Genomic DNA, 22,648 nt, shown 5'->3' with positions numbered 1-22,648 from the left:
CGTTTAGGATCAGCTTACGCGATAATGCCCATCTCTTTTCCGACTTTTTCGAAGATGGCGATAGCGCGGTCGAGCTGTTCGGTGGTGTGTCCTGCCGTTACCATACAGCGGACACGTCCGGTGCCTTTGGGTACGGTGGGAAACACGATCGGCCCAATGAATAAGCCGTTTTCAAAGAGCTTTTTGGAGAACTCAAGGGTTTTTGCTTCTTCTCCGATGATGACCGGCGTAATGGGGGTTTCGCTGTGTCCGGTGTTAAAGCCGAGGCGGGCGAGCTTTTCTTTGAAGTAGCGGGCATTTTTCCATAGCCGGTCGGTGTATTCGGTTGATTCCATCAGCATTTTGATCGCTTCGATACAAGCGCCGATAGCGGCGGGCGGGAGTCCGGTCGAGAACAGGAAGGGGCGTCCGCGGTTTTTCAGCCAGTCGATGGTAACCTGCTTACCGGCAACATAGCCGCCGACAACGCCGATTGCCTTGGATAGGGTGCCGATTGCAAAGTCTACTCTGCCGTGCAGGTAGAAGTGGTCAACGGAGCCTCGTCCGCTTTCGCCTAATACACCGCTGGCATGGGCGTCATCCACGTAGGTTAAGCATTCGTATTTTTCTGCAAGTGCAACGATTTCCGGCAGCTTGGCAATGTCGCCGTCCATGGAGAACACGCCGTCGGTGATGATGAGGATGTTGCGGTAGTTGGGGCGCTTCTCTTTTAACACCCGCTCCAAATCCGCCATATCGGAGTGTTTAAACACTGCCTTATCGGCTTTTGAAAGGCGGGATCCGTCGATGATGGACGCATGGTTTAATTCGTCGGATAGGATGAGGTCTCCCTTATCGGTAACTGCTTGGATAACCCCGGCGTTGCAGTTAAAGCCCGACTGGAAAGCCAGCACCGCTTCTTCTCGCTTGAATGTGGCGAGCAGGGTTTCAAGCTCATCGTGGATTTTCATATTTCCGATGATGGGGCGGACAGCACCGGCTCCTGCTCCGTAGGTTTCAATCGCTGCGATTGCCGCCTTCTTTAAACGGGGATGGTTTGCAAAGCCCAGATAGTTATTTGATGAAAGGTTGATAACTTTCTTTCCATTAATAACGCATTCTGCTTCGTTCGGCCCGTCAAGCGTTACCGGTACCTTATACAAGCCTTGATCTTTTAATTCCCGTACTTTTTGTTGTAAAAAAGCCATTTCGTGAATATTGCTCATTGGTTTCTCCTTAATAAAGTGAAAGTGAAAATATTGATACTAGACCTGTTCGATAACTTCGTTGTCGAACAGGTCGACGAGTTCTAAATCGTACAAATGGCACGATTTAGAACATCGCATTTCAAGGTAACCTGTTCAGAAACATAAGTTTCCGAACAGGTTTACTATACAGCGCCACCGATTCTGCCGAAAACAGTGCATTGGCAGCGTTTCCCTATTTCTTATTTCTGTGCCGAATGATAGGCAACGCCGAGCCGCTTGCTCAGTTTTTCCAGCATATCGACGGTCATCGTTTCCAGTGTGTATTCGGGCTTCCAATTCCATTCATTTCGTGCGCAGGTGTCGTCTATGGAGTTCGGCCATGAATCGGCGATTGCCTGTCGCATGGGGTCAACCTTGTAGGTCATCTGAAATTTAGGGATGTGCTTTTTAATTTCCGCTGCGATAATTTCCGGTGTAAAGCTCATGGAAGCGATGTTGAAGGCATTGCGGTGGACTAAGTTCGCCTCATCTGTTTCCAGAAGCTGCTGCACTGCTTTGAGGGCATCGGGCATATACATCATGTCCATATAGGTGCCTTCCTTAATAAAGCACTCGTATTTTTTGTTCTTGAGCGCTTCGTAATAAATGTCAACGGCATAGTCGGTAGTGCCGCCGCCCGGAGGAGTTGTATACGAAATAAGACCGGGGAACCGTACGCCGCGGGTATCGACGCCGAAGCGTTTGTGGTAGTAGTCGCAGAGCAGCTCGCCTGAAACCTTTGTTACGCCGTACATCGAGGTCGGCCGCTGGATGGTGTCCTGAGGCGTTTTGTCTTTCGGAGTTCCCGGCCCGAATGCCGCGATGGAGCTGGGAACAAAGAACCGGTACTTATTTTCCCGTGCGATTTCCAGCATATTGTATAATCCGTGGATGTTGATATTGAACGCCATTTGCGGATCGCGCTCTGCAACGGCGGAAAGGAGCGCTGCTAAGTGTATAACGGTATCGACCTTATATTTTTTACATACATCCGCAACCTTTTGCGGCTCCAATACGTTTAATTGCTCAAAAGGCCCGGACTCAAGCACTTCCGGCATGTCTTTTTTTACTACATCACTTGCAATAACATTACTGCCGCCATAGGTCTTGCGCAGGTGCATAACCAGCTCACTGCCGATTTGACCGAGCGCTCCCGTTACCAATATCGTTTTCATTTTACCTCCTATAAAAACTTTTGCAGGAAGCTTCCGCTTCCGAAAAAAGTTTTTAGCCGTGCGCAGTACGCGCACACATACAATAATCGAGTTTGCAACGCAAACTTGAGATAAAAAGTACCGGCGCAATTTTAGACGGTACTTTTTATCGTGCCTCCTCAGATAATACACTTTTACCTTCGCACGAAATTTTAAATAAAATTTCGTGTATTTTATTTTAAGGAAGGGCAAACGCATCGGACAAATGTGTAAAAACTCAGAATAAGAGTTTACCGCATAGAACCGACGCTTTTGAAAAGAGAGCGGTAGATACAAGGAGATAGGCAAAAAAGCACCGCAGGCGTATCTTTGATACGTTGAGGATACTTTTTTGCCGTACGACACAGTAGATACCCCTCTATTTTCAAAAGAACAGGTTGAACAGCCCCAATTATTTTGCGGGGATATTAGGTAACTGTCTGATGCGGTTGCCCTAATATATTTAGTATATCACCGCTGTTCCGATTTTGCTATAATAAAATAATGAATGACACTATTTTGACGGATGAAGCCAAGGGCTTCATGAAGAAAAAGAATTTCTTGCCGGTTCTTTCCGGACTCTTTATCGGTGTATTGGTGCTGTCGAATATTTTGGCAGTAAAAATGGTGCAGATTGGTCCCTTCGTATTTGACGGCGGTACGCTGCTTTTTCCGTTTTCGTATATCTTCGGCGATGTGCTGACTGAGGTATACGGCTATCGGGATACGCGGAAAGTCATTTGGACAGGCTTTGTCGTCCTTATTTTTATGGCGTTCAATGTCTGGTTGGTGAGTATTCTGCCGGCAGAGGGCGGCTGGAATCTGCAAAGCGATTTTAATAATATTTTGCTGCAAATGCCCCGCATCACTGCAGGCAGTATCTGCGGTTACTTTATCGGCGAGTACAGCAATTCTACCGTTCTTTCTAAAATGAAGATACTTACCGACGGCAAACACCTGTGGATGCGCACCATCGGCTCAACTTTGGTTGGAGAGCTGCTGGACAGTATCATTTTTGTAGCGATTGCCTTTTCGGGAATGTACGCATCTTCCGTTTTAATTGTGATGGCTTTTTCAAATTATCTTTTTAAGACGATGATAGAGGTTGTCTGTACGCCCTTTACCTATTTGGTTGTCAACTTCTTTAAAAAATACGAACAGCTTGATACCTACGACTATGGGGAGCGGTATAGTCCGCTGCCGTAGTCCTTTTGGAAATATACGACGCATCTGCGTTGTCGCTTAACAAAAAACAGTCCTCGACGTACAACAAGTACGCCTGCGGGTGTTTTTTGTACGCTCCTAGCATCTGCATCATCTATTTCAAAAGGCTTACGGACAGTCATATACCGCCGTTACTGCGAAAAAATTAATCCTCAACGTATCATCACGGACAGGGATGTCCGTGGTTCCACGCAGTAGCGACGTTTTTGCACAGCAAAAACTCGCCGTCAGCAAATGTACACGGATGTACGTTTGCTGACGATGTATCTACGCCGTCTCTTTGCAAAAGCGCTGGAGGTGTGTGCATCTGAGTTGTCGCTGATACAGCATCGAGTTTTGCCAAGGGCAAAACTCGAAGCTAACAAATAACTCTATATCAGAAAAAACGCTAAAAGACAGGATAAAACGCTCATTTTATGGCGTTTGTAGTACATATTTTTAATCAATTATCTTACACTTTATCTTTCAAAAGAACTGTGTATCTCTAACTATGTTTATACTAAGCTATGGACATATTTTTGTCAGTATCTCCCGCGTGTAAAAGCTCTTCCGCCTTTGAAGGTCGCGCCCTTTGCGTATTTTGCAATGTCCGAACCGCTCCGTCCAAGACCGCTTCCGCCTGATGTACAGAGTGTAACAAGTTTCTTTCCGCTCCAGTTTTGGCTTTCGACAAAGGTATACATGATCTTCGGCACATATCCCCACCAGATAGGATAGCACAAAACAACGGTGTCGTAACCGGATATGTCAATCTTGTTCGCGATTGACGGACGGGATTTCGGATCGTTACACTCGATTGTAGTGAGTGATTTTTTGTCATTCCAGTTCAGATCGGCAGCGGTGTATTTGTGGACAGGATCTATTTCAAAAAGATCCGCCCCCATCGCGCTTGCAGCATTTTTCGCCATTTCTTCCGTCGTACCGGTTGCGCTAAAATACACCAGTGCCGTTTTTGCTGAAAGTCATGCTGCCATACCTGCGCTCATTAAAACTGAAAGAATAAGTTTTTCCATCTCTTGTCTCCTATAAGTAAAAAATCTGAGGAAAATCTCCCTTCGTCAATCTTATCTATATCCTACTTATGAAGTAATCGCGCTTGCACGATTTTGACATCCTTGTTTTTCTTTGCAATATTCAAAACCGCTTCTTCAAGTTTACGTTTTTTCGCCGCTTTTTCCGATGCAAAAAGTTCAAGTTGGCTGTTGTCGCTGCCGACATCTACTTCAATCCCGATAAGCCGGACGGACAGCGCGGTATCGAAACGGGAAAAGAACAGCTTCTGCGCCCGCTCATATAAATCAGCAGAATCGTTAATCAATGCCCCGCTCTGTTGCGCCGAAATAGTAGTAAAATCCGCATACCGTATTTTAATATGTACGGTGCGGCTTTGAATACGCTCATCAAGAATACGGCACATCAGCTCAGCACTCAGCTGAAACAGCACGTCGGAGATTTCCTCCCTTTCATGCAGATCGGTTTCAAACGTGCGTTCCGTACTGATAGAATGACTTTTCCGCTCTTCGTTAAAAACATGCGCCATATCCCCGCGGACGGCTTGATACAGAAACGTACCGGCGGCATTCCCAATAATCAGCTGTAAAACGGATTCCTGCTGTTGGAGAATTTCGGCAATAGTCGTTAGCCCCGCATCCGCAAGCCGCGCCCGTGTTTTGCTGCCGATACCCCATACATCACTTAACCGCAGCGACTGCATAAACGCCGCTTCTTTGCCCGCCGGAATAACAAGCAAACCGTCCGGCTTCGATTGCCCCGACGCAATTTTTGCAATGTACTTATTGGAAGCTGCCCCTACGGAAACGCGCAAACCGGTTTGTTCAAAAATGGTAGTTTTCAGCCGCCGGGCAGCTGTTGTAGTATCGCCGAATATTTTTTCCGTACCGCTCATATCAAGAAAAGCTTCATCGATGGAAAGCTGCTGTATATCGGGACTGAAGTTTTTAAAAATATTCATAATCTCTTTCGATTTTTCATAGTAACGCTGCATTCGTGTTTTGATAAATATCCCCTGCGGACACAAGGCTCGTGCACGGGCTATCGGCATCGCAGAATGGACACCGAATTTTCGCGCTTCATACGACGCAGTTGAGACAACACCCCGCTTACCAAGCCCGCCGACAATAACCGGCTTCCCGCGATATGCCGGATTATCGAGCTGCTCTACCGAGGCAAAAAAAGCATCTAAATCAACATGAAAAAATACCGGATTATGAATCATTTTGAGCTAACCTTAACATCGCATAACTATTATATCATAACTTTGATAAAATCCAGCTGCCGGCATTCAGAATATTGAAGAACACCAAGATAGAATGATGCATGGTTTTATGCTATAATGATAGAGATGAAACGAAATAATGCTCCGCAGCAAACGCATTTTATCGGCGTTCTCCTCCCAGAGGATATAACCCTTACTCTGGAAGATTGCCGTCGTTATATGAACGAGGCTTACGGTTGCAAATCCGGACATGGAACTCCAATTCACGTTACACTTGTCCCACCGTTCAGACTGCCGGAAGATTATACAACCGATGATTTAATCAGCGCGATTGAAAAAGAAGTCTTGCCTCAAGGCTTAGGTTTTACTGCTCATATTGATAACTTTGATGCGTTTGGAGATAGAACACTGTTTGCAAATGTCATTGCAGATGAAAATTGGACAAAGCTCCGTGATAAAACGATACAAGCAATTATAAACGCCTGTCCGGGCTGTACTAAAAAAGACAAAAAGCCTTTCCAGCCTCACGCAACTGTTGCAAATCGGGATATTCCTACCGGAGTAATGACCAAGGCGATTCAGGTAATGAACGAGCTGAACCTTGCGGAAAACTTTCCGGTTGATAACATCACGATTTTTGAACGGAAAGGCAACAGGTGGGAAGCGGGGATTACTCTGGAAATTCCCATGTATTGACTTTAGAATTTTCCTATATCAGTTGGCGGGATTGGGAAGATTTCTTAAAATAATTTATTGTTTCGGATTTATAGATGCAGAATAGGAGCTATTTTAAATGAAAAACGCTGTTATATATGTGCACGGAAAAGGCGGTTCCTCAGACGAAGCAAATCATTATAAAAAACTTTTTAATGACCATTATGAAATTATAGGTTTCGATTATAAAGCGGAAGTACCGTGGCAGGCGAAAGAAGAATTTCAAAACTATTTTGATTTTATCGCTCCAAACTACAGTGAAATTTTATTAATCGCAAACAGTATAGGAGCTTATTTTTCTCTGATTTCTTCATCGGAAAAGCCAATCACAAAAGCCCTGTTTATTTCGCCCATTGTCGATATGGAAAATCTAATCTTAACTATGATGAAAAAGGCAAAGGTATCCGAAGAAGAACTGAGAGCAAAAAAGATAATCATTACTTCTTTCGGCGAACCATTATCGTGGGAATATCTTTCTTTTGTCAGGAACAATCCTATAACATGGAACATTCCTACCGGCATTCTTTACGGTAAAAAAGACGATATGACTTCTTTGGAAACAATGACGAATTTTGCACATACAATAAACGCGAGCTTAACGGTTTTTGATAGGGGCGAACACTGGTTTCATACGGAAGAGCAAATGAATTTTTTAGATACGTGGGTTAAAAGATTCATTCAGTAGATCAAAATCATATCAAGCTTACCTCGCGTAACTCGGTAACTGCGTTCTGGTCAAGATGCAGTTCTCCGGCTGATGCAAAACAGCTTGTTTGTTTTTAGGCTTTGCGTGACTGGCATGGTTTTCAGTAAAATTATCTTGCGCAGATTCAAACAGTTTGATGAAGGTTGAAACAGATGCCAACAATGGTTCCGGCAGCATTTTTACTTGTTTAATAGGGATTTTGTGAGGGATGGAGAGAACTGGGGAATTCATATCATTAGCAATTATTCACCTTAGTGATGCAATCTCATAATTACCGATTTTCAAGGGAATAGGGGGTATTGAATCCCAAGCATCTGGATAGCAATAATTAGGTGCCACGGGATTAGCTGCAATAATTTTTTTTAGCTCATCAATTGAGCTCACTCCAAATAATGGAAGTATTTTCTCACAGTATTCTTTTGAGGACAATCTGACCCATAGGCTCTCAGAATTATTTGCATAGATATACGATAAAGCAAACCAATACCTTTCATAATCAGAAATCTTCAACGCGAAAGACATTTGGGTTAAAAATATATCTGTTTCTGCAAAAGATTCTTTTGTTATGATAGGTTCTTTAACTCTGGAAACTATGATATTTGCAGTTTTTGAAATTAAATTTTCTTTGTGTCTATAAGTAGCATCAAGTACGTTTGAATAGCAGCTAAACTGGACAAAAGAATAGGGCTTTATATTTTGCACCTGAGAAGTTCTCCCTTGTAAATGATAAGTATGTGTTAATATATCATGAATTAATGAATATTTTTCATAATATCTAAGATAGGCAATCGTACATACAAATAACTCCCAAATAAATATTGTATAATGCCCAAAGGAGCTCTCTCGCCATGAATTAATCCCTTTATCAACCAACATTAATTTGTTATATGTTGTTTCAAAGAGATTATAGATAAATAATTTGACATCTTGTGAAGAAAAAAGCATCTCCTTAAGAAAATCTAAATAACTATCACGCAATGGTTTCATAGCATCTATCTTCGAAATAATTTCAGCAGCTATAAAACTTCTATCCGAGTTTGCAGTATCTATTGTAAATTCTTTTACCTTTGCTGAAAAAATGTGCGGAAATTCAACAACGATCTCGTTTTTTCTAAACTCATTATTTGAAGTCCTTAAAATAGTAATTCCGCTCTGAAGTTTGCTTATGTCTACCGAACTGTTTTTTAACCATTCAGGCTTTGAGCCGAGCTTTGGCTTGGATATAAGAGGTTCATTGTAAATATGCCGTATGAGTTTTTCATATTCATTTTCATAGTTATTTACATCAGAAAAATCAAAGTAAATTCTCGATTTTATATAAACAGGCACAGCAGGAGTTGAATCTTCATTTTTTTCTAAAATGAGCGATAAAAATTTTTCTTGTTTGAACTTTCCGTATAATTCTGACGATATAATTACTGTTTCATCACCGACCCCTCCAGTTCTATCATTAGCTTTTTCGGTATATGTTTTATCACATACAATTAAAACAAAATCAATTGTATTATCTGTAACCATAGATTCCATAAATTTATATTTATCATTTCCGGGTTTCAAATTCCAAAAATCGACTATCGTATCAATTCCAGCATTTACCAATCTTTGCGCAAATTCTACCACCCACTCTTGCACAGTCCAAGAGTATGATATAAATACTTTAGGATGAATTTCTGCAGACATAGCTATTTCTCCTTAATTTGTCCTGGTATTATGTTTTAAATCTCCAATTTGATTAATTGCAATTTTTACTACTTGAACACATAATTTTGCAGTATCAATATTTGGTGAAAATTTTTCATGCAGCTGCTGATATGGATGGATATAATTTCTAAAATTTTGTAGCACGTGGCTGAATTTCTGTACATCTAAATCAATGTAGCCAAGCTCTTTAGCAACATCAATATAATCTTTTAACGTCCATTTGTTAAATTGCCTTACACTTCCCGTTGCATTATCTTTCGGACTAGATTTTGCCGTGTTGAAGCTTTGAGCGTTTTGAAGAGCTATTGCCGATAAAATACCTTCTAACACCGAACCACATAAAAAGATTGTAGCTAAAGGTGCATTATTTTTTGCACATTGATCTATTTCATCGATCCTTTGTTGGATTATTGGCAATAAACGTGATTCTATTGGCAATTTTGAAATATTTAACTGTCCAATTTTAATATTGATAAATTCTTCTTTTGTTTTTTCTGTAGGTATATCTTGCTTAAATGAATTTCTAAAATCAAAATTTACTTTTCGAAAACTTACTTTGTTTCCTGAAACAACAACATTCCAACCATCATATGCTAGGTGCTTATTAAACTCTTCAACTAATTGATATAGCAAATCAACTCTGCCAATAAAGTTATTAGGTGCAAAAGCAGCTTTAATACATTCGTCAATTCCTGATGTTCCATTTAGATGCTTTATATTTTCTTCCGTATAAATATGTCGAGATGGAAATCCTTGACCATAACAATCATGAAATCCAAGTGCGTTAAAGAAATCCACTAATTCAGAACCTTTTCTATACTGAGATTTTTCATTAATAATTTGAGTTAATTCTTTTATCGTTTTCAGACCAAGATTCATTTCTTTTTTTCTCCCTCTAGAATCTTCACTTTATAATCTATTAGCCCGTACAACCCATAAACAACAGCATTTATCTGCTTATCAAAAATGTCACCCCTCTGATGCAAGAATTTCTTATCAGAATCAGAGATTACACTGTTCAGCTGATCCTGTGCAGTAATCATCCGGTCAACTAAAGCACTTGATGTTATCTATATCAAAAAGGTATCTCCGTCTCTACATTATTATTCAAAAGTGAGTAAAAATAAGTGATATAACTTGCCGTTAATGCCATAATTAATTCTGCTTCTTTTTCCGATACTTTTTGACCTTTGTCTGTTGCATGGGCCACACCGGAGCCGGAATTCCTATAACCGTATATTTTTATTATTGATTCTATTATTGGTGCTGGAGCTTGCATAGTGTTCATGCCTTGTAATTTTCTAATTGCAACATCAAAATTTTTGGCAATTCCCGGTGAGAATAATGCAATTAAACTTGCTTCAAGTGCACAAACAGATTCTTTGATTGTATTTTCATAATCAGAATTTCTCATATTGTAAAAATATTCTATGGCTTTCATATAGTGTGCTCGTGTTTTCGTTAATTTAGGGTCAGTTAAAACAGACATGACCTTATTTATTGATTTTGTTGTTTGGATATATCCCCTACGCATAAATATGCCTTGATTGAAATCATACCCAAGTTTTTCTTCTATCATAAGATTTTTTATTTCTTTTGTGAAATAATCTTGAACCTCCACAATACTAGTTATCTCATATTCAAAGTTACCATTAATATCATACTTATTAACACTTTCCAATTTTAAATAGAGTCTTTCAATCAATTCATAAACCTTAACCCATTCCATTTGATATAATAGCGGATGAATCTGAGCATCACTAACAATATTAATATCTCTGCATAGTCTTCCAATTTCATGATTTATGAATTGATACCTAAAGTCGTAGTTATATTCCTTATGGAGAAAATTTTTTTCCAGTAAATCATCAATAACATAGTATAATCCTATTCTTGCACTTTCTGGAAAAGCATTAGTAATTATTACTGGTGATGATAAGCCCAACCTTTGTTCAAATGGAATGAAATCCATATATCTCTCCTTTTATCTTTGCGTTCTTAATTCTCCACAATCTTCACCTCATCCGCCGTCAGGCCATACAGCCCATATACAACAGTATTTATCTGCTTATCCAAAATATCAACCCGCTGTTGTAAGAAGTTCTTATCAGAATCGGAGGTTGCACTGTTCAGCTGTTCCTGTGCGGTAATCATCTGGTCAGCCAACACACTTAAATGTGCCTGCTCCGATTCTGTTGGGACAATCAAGGGTAACTCAAGCAGGGGTTCTTTATCTACCTGAAAGTTATCCCCTTGCATTTTTCCCTTATAGCGCAGCCAGAACTTAATCACATTGGAATTTAATATGGCGGTTAAGAATTTAAGATTGAACCGTTCGGTTTTAATAACATTATAACTCTGTGAAACATAGCAATCAAAATCAGTGTAGGTAAAGCACGGTTCCGCTGTTTTCCGTAATGAAACGATCTTTTCCCCTCTGAAAAATTTCTCATCCCGCGCACGGTGCAACCCATACGGTTTATTATCAGATGTAATCACTTGGATAAATTTGTCAAGATGCGCTTTGAGATTTGGATATGCTTTCATTTCGCTTTTATTTTTAAACTTTGACGTTGTATATATCACCCATAGTTTATTATTTGCGTTGCCGTAATATTTATGCAACTCTGTCGAAGTGTAAAAGGGTTTTACCAATTCCTTTTCTTCGGACGATAAATTGAGTGCATTATATTCATCCATCGAAAGATTGAATATGCCTGTACCTTGCAGATTTTCATCACCTAATGTTAAAGCAGAGGCTCTATTACAAAAATCTTGAGGCGCTACAATCCCTTGTGCAATTTCGCCTTCTGTAAGCCCTGCATTACTGTTTCTTTTTATATGATTAAGAATGACAGAATTTTTCTTATTCAAAAAGAGAATATATGTATCTTTACAGACATTTTTTACAATTTCCGCTTCGAACCGGGTTATATTTTCTTCTCCGTTCCCCGCTAAAAAATCAAGCACTTCAGACAGTTCGGCGTGGGCATTATTAAGCCGCGAATATTCAACCGAATAACACTCATTCATTTTCGTTTTTTGCATAATGTATATCATTGTTTGAATTGAGGCGGTTTCAAATACCTTGTAATTGCCGAAGTCCGTATACGTTACTATCTTTGCATTATCCAATACAAAATCCCTAAACAAAGAAGCCCCCGCATTTGTTATCCAATTATTCGGTGCGATAAATCCGACTAATCCGTTTTCTTTTGCAAACCGAATCCCTTGATATCCGAAAAAATACCACAAATCCATTTTTCCTTGATAGCAAGGATGATTATGTAAACCTTCAAAGCAGCCTGTATCGGTATATTCTTTTACATACGGCGGATTCCCAATCACGCAATCAAAACCGCCGTCTGCAAATATGCCCGGAAACTGAGCATCCCAGTCAAAGGCGTTCACCTTGCGTTGTTCCTCTATACCAAACAGTGTTAAATCCTTACCCGTGTAGTAATCCGTTCCGATAAGGCTGTTCCCGCATTTAATATTGTGCGACATATCCGGTAAAATTTTTGCCTGTATGTCGCTCGTTCTGAACAGTGCGGCCTGTCCCGTTGCGGAAAGAGCCTTGCCCTCATTTTCCAAGAGCTTCAAAAAGAGCGAAAGCTTTGTTACCTCCACCGCCTGTGCGTCGATATCCACACCGTAGATATTGTTTAGTAAAATACGTTTTTTCTCTTCAATGCTCAGCTTATATCCTTGCGTTGCCGCATCTTTGTAGATAAGCCCCTTCTTCTCTACCTGCGCTCGCCGCGCTTCCGCATAATACCAATCCAAGTGCCAGTCCAGCAAATACTGATACGCCCCGACAAGAAAACTCCCCGAACCGCATGCAGGATCAACAAAACGCAAACGGCTTACATCATCAGGCGTTCTGCCTGCAAGCTTTTTATCGATTGTGTTTTCAACGATGTATTTAACGATATAAGGCGGCGTATAATACACACCCCCAGCTTTTTGCACTTCCGGCTTTTCAAGAATTTCTATGCTGTGCCCGTTCTTCGTTTTGCGCGTAAAGCGGATAATCTTTCCCAAAAAGCGTTCATAAATGGAACCGAGTATTTCAACCGGCAGCACGCTGAACTCATACTGACATTCAGGATAATAGAGCGCATTGATAATACTGATAAGCGTTTTATCCGCAACAGCAAGTTCGTCAAGCCATTGGTCGGAAGCAAACAACCCTGCATTGAATTTAGCATTCGCATTTTCAAAAAGCCGCTGCACATTTTTATAAATAGCCGTTTTTTGCTCCGCGATTTTTTTAAGCTGATTTCCTTCTTCAATTTCTTTATCTTCACAAATCCGTAAGAAGAGCAGCCGGTCAATAATTTTCTGCACAGCGCCCGTCAAATTGAATGCATCGATTCCGTCATTATGCAACGCAATATCTTCGGCAAGAACCATCCGCCATTTTTCGATCATATTTAAAATATCATCATCGACAGTTGCCGTCCCCCGCTTATCCTTCGTCCCTTCGTAATAGGTATCGAACTTACCAAGATCGACGGCATCCCAACTGATTTTATCATACAACGATTCAAAATTTTCAGAGAGCTGATCGTAAGTCAGATACTCAATGCGGGCAGTGGCGGCAGTGTCTTTTTCGGACGGCTTAATCCGCGTATCGTAAATTGCCAATTCCTGAAAGTCCGTCAGCACCGCAATCGGCATCTTTGAGGTATACGCATACCGCCGCACCTGCAGCGCCGGTTCGGGATTTGTTTTAAGGTCAACACTCGGCTGCTTTGCTTCCACATACATCTTCCGCTCGCCGCCGTAACAGAGTGTATAGTCGGGATGCTTCACCTGCCCGTTCATCACCACACGGTCTTCGGTAATAACCTCCTGCCGGTCATGCCGCGCTCCTTTCTCGTTTTTGACATCCTTATCAATTCGGCAACGAAGAAATTTTCAAATTTCGAGGCTGCTGAATTGTTATGCTTTTACAACGCAGTGAAAAAGCATAATTAATTTTGCGATGTTTTACGTAAGTAAAACTCGACGTTTAACTTCGGATGCGCTATATTAGCAGCCGAAGTTAAACATCCCATTTCAGACATTCAAGCAGCGGATCGATAAACTTATTGCGCACTTCGCTTTCCACAAAATTCTTGGAAAGATAAAAGGGCTCATTTTCCTTAAATTGACTTACCAGCTGTGCTACACGTTCCTTGCGTTCCGCCATCGTCATGTCTTTTGCCTTAATGGACATCGTCTACCCCTACTCCGCTTTCGCATTTGAATATAGCGTACATTATAGCACACTCGGACGAGTTTGTAAAAACGATACAGAGAATTAATTCAAGGTTACTATAGAATTGTGTATGAAATTTCGGAAGACAAAGTAATAGTTCACACAATTTTTGATGGCCAAAGAAATTTTGAAGATATAATCATTTCAAAATTGTCTCGTTATTATGGAAACAAAATCTAACATTGTTCCAAACGTTCGTCCTTGACAAACTTTTCCGTTTAATATATATCATTGATATATATCAGTGATATAAAATACTAAAAACAGGAAAGGGGCGGCAATGGAACAAAAAAAATTACAAACAAAAGACTTTATTTCGATAGGAATTTTTTCGCTGATTTATTCGGTTGTCGCTTTTGTTGTCGGCGGCATAGCGCAGATGACGCCGCTCACGTTTCCTTTAATGCCTGCATGTATTGCGCTGTTTACAGGTACCGTCTTTATGCTCTATGTTGCAAAAATTCCGAAGCGCGGCGCATTAACCTGCCTCGGTGTTATCGGCGGCATTTTGCTTTTTATCACCGGCATGTTTTGGATGATGAGCCTTTTTTTTGTGCTGTTCGGTATTGCGGCCGACTGTATTTGCGCGTCGGGGCATTTTCAGTCGTTTAAAAAAAATCTTACCGCATATTGCATAATGGCACTTGCTCCCTTCGGCGCATACGTTCCTATGGCGCTGCTTCCCGCACAATTTGACGCTTTTATGAAAAAAAAGGGGAACACAGCCGCCTTTGAGCAAATCATTCACACAATCGGTACGAGCGTATGGGTGCTTCCGGCAATGACTGCAATTACACTGCTGTGCGCCATCCTCGGCGGTTTAATCGGCAAACGTATTTTGCGCAAGCATTTTGAAAAAGCGGGTATTGTGTAGTTGTATGAAACTCGATCCGAGAACAAAATTGTTTATTTTGGCGATTACCGGCATAACGGTATTTTTGAACGACAATCTGTTCATTGAATGTTTGTTTGCGGTTTTTCCGTTTGTTTTGCTGTGTACGGCAAAACGGCTGAAAATTGCATTTTCCTACGGACTTTTGTTCAGTGCTCTTGTTGCGCTGCAGTACATGTTGGTGCCGCTTATGCCGGCGACGGCGGGAAGTATTGTCTATGTGTTTTCGGTATACATCAGAAAACTCATTCCCTGCCTTATGCTTGGGAATTTTTTGATTGCAACAACGCAGGTAAGCCGCTTTATGGCGGCTCTGTATAAAATGCATATTCCCAAAGGTTTTGCCGTTGCCTTGAGCATTACGCTCAGATACTTTCCGACGATGAAGGAAGAGTGGACGTTTATAAAAGAAGCGATGGCGCTTCGCGGATTGTCGACGTCTTTTCCGGCCGTACTGCGCCGACCGATAAAGACGATGGAATACATTTACGTACCGATGTTGGTTTCCGCTTCAAAAATTTCCGATGAAATTACACAAGCTGCTGTCACGAGGGGTATCGATCACGTGCAGCGCAGAACGTGTATCGAAACCGTGCGGTTTTCCGTTTTCGATGTGCTTGTGCTGGCGGTTTACGCCGGTATTGTGCTGTTGTTTTTACGCTCAAATGGAGTACTGCCGGTATGATGGTGGAATTCAATTCGGTTTCATTTTCATATACCGAAAACGGAACGGGCGCCGTGCACGATATTTCGTTTGCAATACCGGAAGGACAATTCGTCCTTGTGTGCGGTGCAAGCGGATGCGGCAAAACGACAATAACAAGACTTATAAACGGACTTATACCGCATTTTTTTTCAGGCAATCTTTCGGGAAGCGTCCGCGTTGCCGGCAGGGAAACGTCCGCCACACCCATAGCGGATATATCGGATACGGTCGGCTCGGTGTTCCAAAATCCGCGCACGCAGTTTTTTAATGCGGACACCGACAGCGAAATCGTATTCGGTATGGAAAATCGAGGAATGCCTGTAAACGACATTTTGGAACGCTTGGAAGCCGTAACCGCCGAGTTAAATTTGCAGCGATTGCGCTGTAAAAACATTTTTGAACTGTCCGGTGGCGAAAAACAAAAAATCGCTTTTGCATCTGCGTATGCCGCTTTTCCGAAAGTACTGGTGTTGGACGAGCCGTCATCCAATTTGGATTATCACTCCATATTGGAGTTGGCGCGTCTTTTAAAAAAAGCAAAAAATGGGGGATTGACGGTTATCGTATCCGAGCACCGGCTGTGGTATGTAACGGATATTATCGACAGGGTGCTTTTTATGAAAAACGGCAGGATTGAAAAAGATTTGAGCGCACGCGAATTTAACGATCTTGCAGAGAAGCCGTACAGCGAGTTCGGTTTGCGGGCACGCACATGCATTGTACCGGAATCCAGCCAAGAGTGTGATATGCGTTGCGAAATGGCTGACGGAATGAACGGTTCAACCGTTTTAACAGCGGAAAACCTGTCGGTACAAATCGGAAAACACACAATCCTTAACGGTGTTTCGTTTGAAGTTCGTGCAGGAGAAATCCTTGCAATTACCGGTAAAAACGGGTCGGGAAAAACGACGCTGGCACGAGTGCTGTGCGGACTTCAAAAATCTTGCGGTACGGTAAGGTTAAACGCTCACCGTTTGAACAACCGGGAGCGGAAGAATATTTCGTATATGGTTATGCAGGATGTCGGACATCAACTTTTTACCGACAGTGTACAAGCCGAATGCACACTCGGAATCAAAGAAGCGAATGCAGCACAAATAGAACATGCACTGCGCGCTATGGGGTTAAATGAATACAAAGACAGACACCCGCTTGCTTTATCAGGCGGACAGCGCCAACGGCTTGCGGTGGCGGTCAGTATGATTTGCGGCAAACAATTACTTGTCTTTGACGAGCCTACCAGCGGTTTGGATTTACACAGTATGCACCAAGTTGCCCGTTTGCTTAAAGAACTTGCACGGCAAAATAAATTAGTAATCGTTATTACCCACGATTATGAACTCATAGAAACAGCCTGCACGCGCGTGATGAATATTGATTATATCAATAAAAAGCGGACAAGGAGCGAAAATGCAAAAACAAAAATTATTGCTGTACGGAACTCAGATGAAAAGTCTGGTTGATACGTTGTCGAACAATTCGGCGGAGAAAACCGCAGCGCTTGTACTGCGTATGGAAAGCGAATATAAACACCTTTTAAGCGAACAATCTTTTGCAAACGCAATGCTGGCGCGCCACTTAAAAAAGTCAATACTGCCTGCCGTCGCCGCATACAAAATACTCCTTGCAGCCGGAAAAACAAAAGAGCAAGCGTTTGAAGCCGTGCGCGCTTCCGTGCTGTCGGATTCGGAGAAACAAAAAAGGGCGTTTCAAAAAATCGGTACACTGCCGTTCGGTTTTTCGCTTATGCGTCTTATGACTCCCCTATCGTTAAAAACGACTTTCGGTCCGAGCGGCTGGGATTTTACATGGAAACAAAACGACCGCCGCGCGCTCAAATGGGATTGCAGTCGCTGCTTTTATGCCGATATTTTTACGCAGCACAAAGTAAGCGAACTGACCGCGATTTTTTGCGAAAGCGACGATGTCGTATACGGAAGCATTCCGACAATCCGCTGGGCGCGCACACGCACTATCGGCAACGGCGATGATATTTGCGATTTCGTTTTTTACAATGAACGTACCAAAAATACACGCATCGAAAACAAACGCGGCAAAGACAAGGGCAAAAAGGCGGGAAATCATGTATAAAACGTTACGGTCGCTTAGTGATGTTTTCCGCCGTTTATGCCGTGCAGCGGTATTTTTTCTTTGCCTCTGTGCCGCCGCGCAAGATGTACAACCGGTAAAAAGCGGATACGAAAGCATCGTCGACGGCGTAGCTGCATCCTATGTTGGAAAGAGCGTTCCGGGAGCATGCATTATCATCGCCGAACACGGTACTGCCGTTTTTTCAAAATGCTACGGATACGCAAACCTCGACACACAACAGCGCATACGGCCCGATACCGATTTTTTTGAGTGGGGTTCCATTACCAAAACGCTCGTATGGGTAAGCGCACTGCAACTTGAAGAAAAAGGCTTGCTTGACCTTAACGCGGACATACGGCGCTATCTTCCCGAGAACTTTTTGCGCAACATACGATACGATGCGTCCATTACCATGCTCGACTTAATGAACCATACGGCAGGTTTTGAAGAATATTTAATCGATTTTCGTTATTTGAACGAACAGCCGGTAAAGCCGCTCGCCGACATATTGTCCGCACATCAGCCGACGCAAGTATTTGAGCCGGGAAGCGTGTCGGCGTACTCAAACTGGGGCGCGGCACTTGCGGGTTTTATCGTAGAACGGGTAAGCGGACAAAGTTTTGACGGGTACGTTTCCGAACACATCTTTGCGCCGCTCGGCATTCAAGACGTGGAGCTGAAACCACAGTGGAGCGCCGAAACGCTCAAAAGAAAAATAAACGGGTACTCGTATTCGAAAAAAGGATTTCGCAAAGAAGATTTTATGAGCTTACGGCTGTACCCCGCAGGTTCATTAAATGGAACGCCGAACGCGCTCATAAAATACGCATCTGAATTGGCAAAAAAAAGCGGCGAGCCTTCGCTTTTGTTTTCGGATCCTGCGACGAAGGACAAGCTGTTCGGCGAAACATACCGTTCTTTCGGAGCCGCTTCGGGGCTTGCGCACGGCTTTTGGGAGCATGCGGCAGACAACGGCATATTCGGGCACGAGGGCGGAACTTACGGTTTTCAAACCCAGCTGTGGGTTCAGCCGGAGCGGGAGCGCGCAATCCTCATTGCAACGAATGTTATGGAATCCGATTTTTGCCGCAGTCTTATGAATGAACTTATTCAAAGCGATCGGACGCAAGCCGGCAAGGAAACGAGCGCAAATACAAATGGAAATGCCGGTACAAATGCCGCTGTCGGTACCGATACGGCGGACTTTGCACGGTTTTCGGGCGAATATTTTCCGGCGCGTTCCATGTGGACTCACGCGGGAAAACTGAACGGTTATATGCAAATGATTTCCATACAACAAAATACGGACGGTATTGTACTGAAAAAAAGAAGCGACGGTAAAAGCCTCGCGTATCGATCAATCGGAAACAACCGCTTTTATTGCGAAGAAGCGCTGCCGGAAGAACAATACGTTGCTTTTAAAACCGAAAACGGAGATGTCCTTTCCATGACTTTTTTTCTTGCGCATGATTATGTTCCGGCAAAAGGAATGTATACCACCGGTTTTTTGCTGTCGTGTATAACAACTTTTGTACTAGCCTTTGTATTTTGGCTTGGATCCGGTATAGCCCTTGCAGTGTCGGGCATTCGCTCGCTGCGCCAGACGATTAAATCCGCACCTACTATACGTGCAGGCTTCGACCGGCTGCCAAAAGTTCTATGCACCGCATGCGGCTTAATTGCGGATGTGAGCATAATTGCGGGAATGCGCAATTGGTTTGCAATTTATACGATAGATTCGGTTCAGATGAATCTTATAGTTGCGATAAATGCCGCATGCGCACTGTGCATGATATGCAGCTGTGTGTACTTGTTTTATAGAAAACGTTTCGCTGCGGCAGTGATGTTTTCCGCCGCCTGTGCGGTGCAGCTGTACTCGTCGGTTTGTTTGGGCTTTTTTCATGCCGTGTAATTTTTATATATAAGGGGTATGTATGAGTGAGGTAAATGCGTACATTGAATATAATCCTAATGTATTCAAAGGTAAAACCATTCTCTTACCGTGCGACGATCCGGAATGGAGCAATTTTACCAAATTCTTTGCACAGAACTTTGCAGCATTCGGATTAAAAAAACTCATCAGCACCAGCTACGCCGTCGAAAGTAAAACGTATAAGCACTATCAGCCGAGCTTATTCGAGACGGAGAGCCCGTCTCCCATTAGAAAATCAAACAAATTAATCGTAACAATTCCTTTTTCATCAGTTGAAGAATTCAAATTATTTTTGGTTATTACAAATTTCTTAAACGAATCGTCAATATTATAAAGAGATTTTTTTTCCTGCATTTCTTTTTCACTTGAGTCCATATTCAACACCGACTGAATGTAAAATTTTTGACTTCCTGAACTTGCAACAAAATCAACTTCAAGCTGTTTTTGTGCGTAAATATTTTTTCCATTTACATCACGTTTTTCTGTCTTCTCGTTTACATGCACCTCTCCAACATCGACTAAAAATCCACGGTAGCGAAGTTCATTGTACAAAATATTTTCCATAATATGACTTTCTTCAATCTGGCGGAAGTTAAGACGAGCATTACGAACGCCAATGTCTTCAAAATAAATTTTGAATGGCGAAGATATGTACTTTTTCTCCTTGATGTTAAATTTTTTTGCCTTTGAAATTAAAAATGCGTCTTCAAAATAATCAATAAAGGTCGTAATTGTACAGTCGGTAATATCTTTTTTTGTGAGTGTCTTAAAAGTGTTTGCAAGTTTTAAGGAATTTACAAGAGAGCCAATCATAGAAGCAATTATATCAAAAGTTTCAGCAAGCTCTGACTGCTTTCTGATTCTATTGTGTTCGATGATGTCTTTTAAGTAGGTTTCTTCGCAAAGATTTTTTAGATACGAAAAACGCTCCTCATCAGTCTTCATCAATGCCACAAGAGGAATTCCGCCTGTTACAATATATGATTTCCACGCTTCTTCGGGCTTTAATTTTAAACCTTCGCAATATTCAGAAAAGCTTAAGGGCAAAATATGAACTTCACTTCCACGTCCTTTAAATTCCGTGACAATATCAGAGGAAAGAAATTTCGAATTTGAGCCGGTTACATACACATCAAAATTGGAATGTCTCAAGAGGCTGTTTAAAGTTCCTACAAAATTTTCAAGCAGCTGCACTTCATCAAGAAGAAGATAAAAATCTGCTTCATCGCTTGTTTTATCTTTTATGAAAGCTCTAAACTTTTTTGCGTTTACAAGATACGTTCCATTTTTCTGCAAAATACGTGACGATTCTTCCGGAAAATATGAATCGAGGAAATCAAGATATTCATCCGAATCAAAGGCAAATTTTATAATCTGATTTTCTCGTATTCCTTTATCTCTAAGATACGAATAAAAAATCTCGTTCAGTAAATAGGATTTTCCGGCACGGCGGCTTCCTGTGATGATTTTTATAAGCCCATTTTTCTCTCTCGCTTTGAGACGATCTAGATACACATTCCGCTTAAAAGCCATTTTTCTTATTCCTATTACGAATTTTTCAAAGTCTATGAATAATTTCTAATAGAAATATACCCATTATTTTGTTTTTTTGCAAGCTCCTTAATTTTTTGGTAATAGATGAGGATGCCCCCCTTCCCTCTAAAAACTAAACTCTTTCAAAAAGAATTCGGGATTTACCGCTTCCATATTTAAACGTATCTCCCAGTGCAGATGCGGACCGGTTGCAAGTCCCGTTGCACCTGAAAGGCCAAGCTTTTCCCCTTGTTTGACATATTGACCTTCTTGCACGTTCAGCGAATCCATGTGGTAATAGAGGCTATAAAGCCCCGGCAAATGTTCTATCACCACACTCCAGCCGGTAGAAATACGGTTTTCCGCCAGCACAACCTTTCCCTCGGCACAAGAGTGAACAGGCGTTCCTGTCGGCACTCCATAATCTATTCCGTAATGCAGCGAAGTGCTTGTCTTTTTGTCAGTGTATTCAAAGACACGGCGATCCCCAAAACCGGACGTTATACGTTTTGAATCTACCGGAATCGTAAACGGCTTCAATGTATACACATCCTGCGGTGTAACCGTTGCAAGAATTGCATTAAGTTTTTCAATTTGTGCACGACGTTCCGGACTCGCATCTTTTCTAATCCCCGTATTCCGTGCATCAAGCACAATACGCTCGGAAACAAATTGTTTTTTCTGAATACCAAAGGGCAGCGTTATTTCTTTTTTCTGTGCATCCCCTGTTGAAATAATCACTTTAAGTGAATACGTCTCCTCACCGGAAAGCCATGTCGAAAGCGGAATACCCGCAAGCATATCAGCCGTTTCCGCACTGCGATTTTTAGGATGTGTAAAGAAAAATTGCGCGGTAGCAGCTCGCTCTTTTCCCTTAAAGAGCTGCAAAATAGCAGCAGGATTTTTCAAAGTTTCCTTGCGCACAGCACCGTCAAACTTCAGCGAAAGACGTACGAATACTGCGTCTCCCGGCTGAGCCTTTTCGTTATAGGTTACGGAGCCGCTATACGTTTGTTCCTGAAAATGTATCATCTCAACCGCAAATACCTGTGCAACAGCAATGCTGATAATAAACCAATAAAAAAATCTTTTGTTCATGTTTATATTCCTGCTCATTCCCTAATGGTACCGCAGTTTTATATATCAAGCAAGCTATATCATCAGATCATCATTTTGCGAGGGGGCTCTCTCCGACTAAAAGCCGCGCTTTCCCCTCTACCCCACACG

19 protein-coding genes and 1 pseudogene are annotated in these 22,648 nt (G+C 42.0%); 9 read left to right on the top strand and 11 right to left on the bottom strand.

Annotation, left to right across the window (positions count from 1 at the left end):
- Nucleotides 1-14 precede the first annotated feature (14 nt).
- Complete coding sequence (locus ABK01_RS02195) at nt 15-1,205, bottom strand: glycine C-acetyltransferase (RefSeq protein WP_253676096.1); 1,191 nt, start codon at nt 1,203-1,205, stop codon at nt 15-17.
- A gap of 221 nt (nt 1,206-1,426) precedes the next feature.
- The gene (locus ABK01_RS02190; RefSeq protein ID WP_253676095.1) at nt 1,427-2,401 is read right to left on the bottom strand and encodes an L-threonine 3-dehydrogenase; all 975 of its coding nucleotides are present in this window, start codon (nt 2,399-2,401) and stop codon (nt 1,427-1,429) included.
- A gap of 522 nt (nt 2,402-2,923) precedes the next feature.
- Between ABK01_RS02190 and ABK01_RS02185 the strand changes: the two genes are divergently transcribed.
- Nucleotides 2,924-3,625 (top strand): queuosine precursor transporter, encoded by a 702-nt coding sequence (locus ABK01_RS02185; protein ID WP_212565887.1) that lies wholly within the window; start codon nt 2,924-2,926, stop codon nt 3,623-3,625.
- Between the two features lie 539 nt (nt 3,626-4,164).
- On the opposite strand, the gene ABK01_RS02180 is transcribed toward ABK01_RS02185, so the two are convergent.
- The gene (locus ABK01_RS02180; RefSeq protein ID WP_253676094.1) at nt 4,165-4,584 is read right to left on the bottom strand and encodes a flavodoxin; all 420 of its coding nucleotides are present in this window, start codon (nt 4,582-4,584) and stop codon (nt 4,165-4,167) included.
- Between the two features lie 134 nt (nt 4,585-4,718).
- Nucleotides 4,719-5,879, bottom strand: coding sequence for a DNA polymerase IV (gene dinB / locus ABK01_RS02175; protein ID WP_253676093.1), 1,161 nt, complete (start codon nt 5,877-5,879; stop codon nt 4,719-4,721).
- A 126-nt stretch (nt 5,880-6,005) separates the two neighbouring features.
- Here dinB and ABK01_RS02170 point away from each other — a divergent pair, with 126 nt between their 5' ends.
- Nucleotides 6,006-6,575, top strand: a complete 570-nt coding sequence (locus ABK01_RS02170; RefSeq protein WP_253676092.1) for a 2'-5' RNA ligase family protein — start codon at nt 6,006-6,008, stop codon at nt 6,573-6,575.
- A 97-nt stretch (nt 6,576-6,672) separates the two neighbouring features.
- Complete coding sequence (locus ABK01_RS02165; RefSeq protein ID WP_253676091.1) at nt 6,673-7,278, top strand: alpha/beta hydrolase; 606 nt, start codon at nt 6,673-6,675, stop codon at nt 7,276-7,278.
- Between the two features lie 267 nt (nt 7,279-7,545).
- Here the strand turns inward: ABK01_RS02165 and ABK01_RS02160 are convergent, their stop codons facing one another.
- The 5 genes from ABK01_RS02160 to ABK01_RS02140 all read right to left on the bottom strand — a co-directional run bounded on the left by ABK01_RS02160 (nt 7,546) and on the right by ABK01_RS02140 (nt 14,224).
- A complete protein-coding gene (locus tag ABK01_RS02160; RefSeq protein WP_253676090.1) occupies nt 7,546-8,979 on the bottom strand; it encodes a toll/interleukin-1 receptor domain-containing protein in 1,434 nt (477 codons plus the stop codon).
- A 12-nt stretch (nt 8,980-8,991) separates the two neighbouring features.
- A complete protein-coding gene (locus ABK01_RS02155) occupies nt 8,992-9,879 on the bottom strand; it encodes a hypothetical protein (protein WP_253676089.1) in 888 nt (295 codons plus the stop codon).
- Between the two features lie 196 nt (nt 9,880-10,075).
- Entirely contained in the window at nt 10,076-10,972 is an 897-nt protein-coding gene (locus tag ABK01_RS02150; protein WP_253676088.1) for an AbiJ-NTD4 domain-containing protein, read from the bottom strand.
- A 26-nt stretch (nt 10,973-10,998) separates the two neighbouring features.
- Nucleotides 10,999-13,830: an Eco57I restriction-modification methylase domain-containing protein gene (locus tag ABK01_RS02145; protein WP_253676087.1), complete on the bottom strand. Its 2,832-nt coding sequence runs from the start codon at nt 13,828-13,830 to the stop codon at nt 10,999-11,001.
- A gap of 220 nt (nt 13,831-14,050) precedes the next feature.
- Entirely contained in the window at nt 14,051-14,224 is a 174-nt protein-coding gene (locus ABK01_RS02140; protein WP_253676086.1) for a hypothetical protein, read from the bottom strand.
- A gap of 322 nt (nt 14,225-14,546) precedes the next feature.
- Between ABK01_RS02140 and ABK01_RS02135 the strand changes: the two genes are divergently transcribed.
- The 6 genes and pseudogenes from ABK01_RS02135 to ABK01_RS11780 form a co-directional block, all read left to right on the top strand.
- Complete coding sequence (locus ABK01_RS02135) at nt 14,547-15,140, top strand: MptD family putative ECF transporter S component (protein ID WP_253676085.1); 594 nt, start codon at nt 14,547-14,549, stop codon at nt 15,138-15,140.
- Nucleotides 15,141-15,144: 4 nt separating this feature from the next.
- Nucleotides 15,145-15,843 carry an energy-coupling factor transporter transmembrane component T gene (locus ABK01_RS02130; protein ID WP_162661981.1) on the top strand — a complete coding sequence of 233 codons (699 nt, stop codon included), beginning with the start codon at nt 15,145-15,147 and terminating at the stop codon, nt 15,841-15,843.
- Complete coding sequence (locus ABK01_RS02125; protein WP_253676084.1) at nt 15,840-17,327, top strand: ABC transporter ATP-binding protein; 1,488 nt, start codon at nt 15,840-15,842, stop codon at nt 17,325-17,327. The genes ABK01_RS02130 and ABK01_RS02125 overlap by 4 nt, the downstream gene beginning before the upstream one ends.
- Complete coding sequence (locus ABK01_RS02120) at nt 17,275-17,955, top strand: L-2-amino-thiazoline-4-carboxylic acid hydrolase (RefSeq protein WP_253676083.1); 681 nt, start codon at nt 17,275-17,277, stop codon at nt 17,953-17,955. Before ABK01_RS02125 ends, ABK01_RS02120 begins: the two co-directional genes overlap by 53 nt.
- Nucleotides 17,948-19,867, top strand: coding sequence for a serine hydrolase domain-containing protein (locus tag ABK01_RS02115; protein WP_253676082.1), 1,920 nt, complete (start codon nt 17,948-17,950; stop codon nt 19,865-19,867). Before ABK01_RS02120 ends, ABK01_RS02115 begins: the two co-directional genes overlap by 8 nt.
- Before the next feature lie 22 nt (nt 19,868-19,889).
- A pseudogene (locus tag ABK01_RS11780) lies at nt 19,890-20,042 on the top strand (adenine-specific methyltransferase EcoRI family protein); the annotation flags it as partial.
- A 35-nt stretch (nt 20,043-20,077) separates the two neighbouring features.
- Here the strand turns inward: ABK01_RS11780 and ABK01_RS02110 are convergent.
- A complete protein-coding gene (locus ABK01_RS02110; RefSeq protein ID WP_253676081.1) occupies nt 20,078-21,421 on the bottom strand; it encodes an ATP-binding protein in 1,344 nt (447 codons plus the stop codon).
- Between the two features lie 126 nt (nt 21,422-21,547).
- Nucleotides 21,548-22,519 (bottom strand): M23 family metallopeptidase, encoded by a 972-nt coding sequence (locus ABK01_RS02105; RefSeq protein WP_253676080.1) that lies wholly within the window; start codon nt 22,517-22,519, stop codon nt 21,548-21,550.
- Between the last annotated feature and the right edge of the window lie 129 nt (nt 22,520-22,648).

This window comes from Treponema sp. OMZ 305 (genome assembly GCF_024181325.1).
Classification (GTDB): Bacteria; Spirochaetota; Spirochaetia; order Treponematales; family Treponemataceae; genus Treponema.
This window is presented reverse-complemented; position numbering and strand designations above follow the sequence as displayed.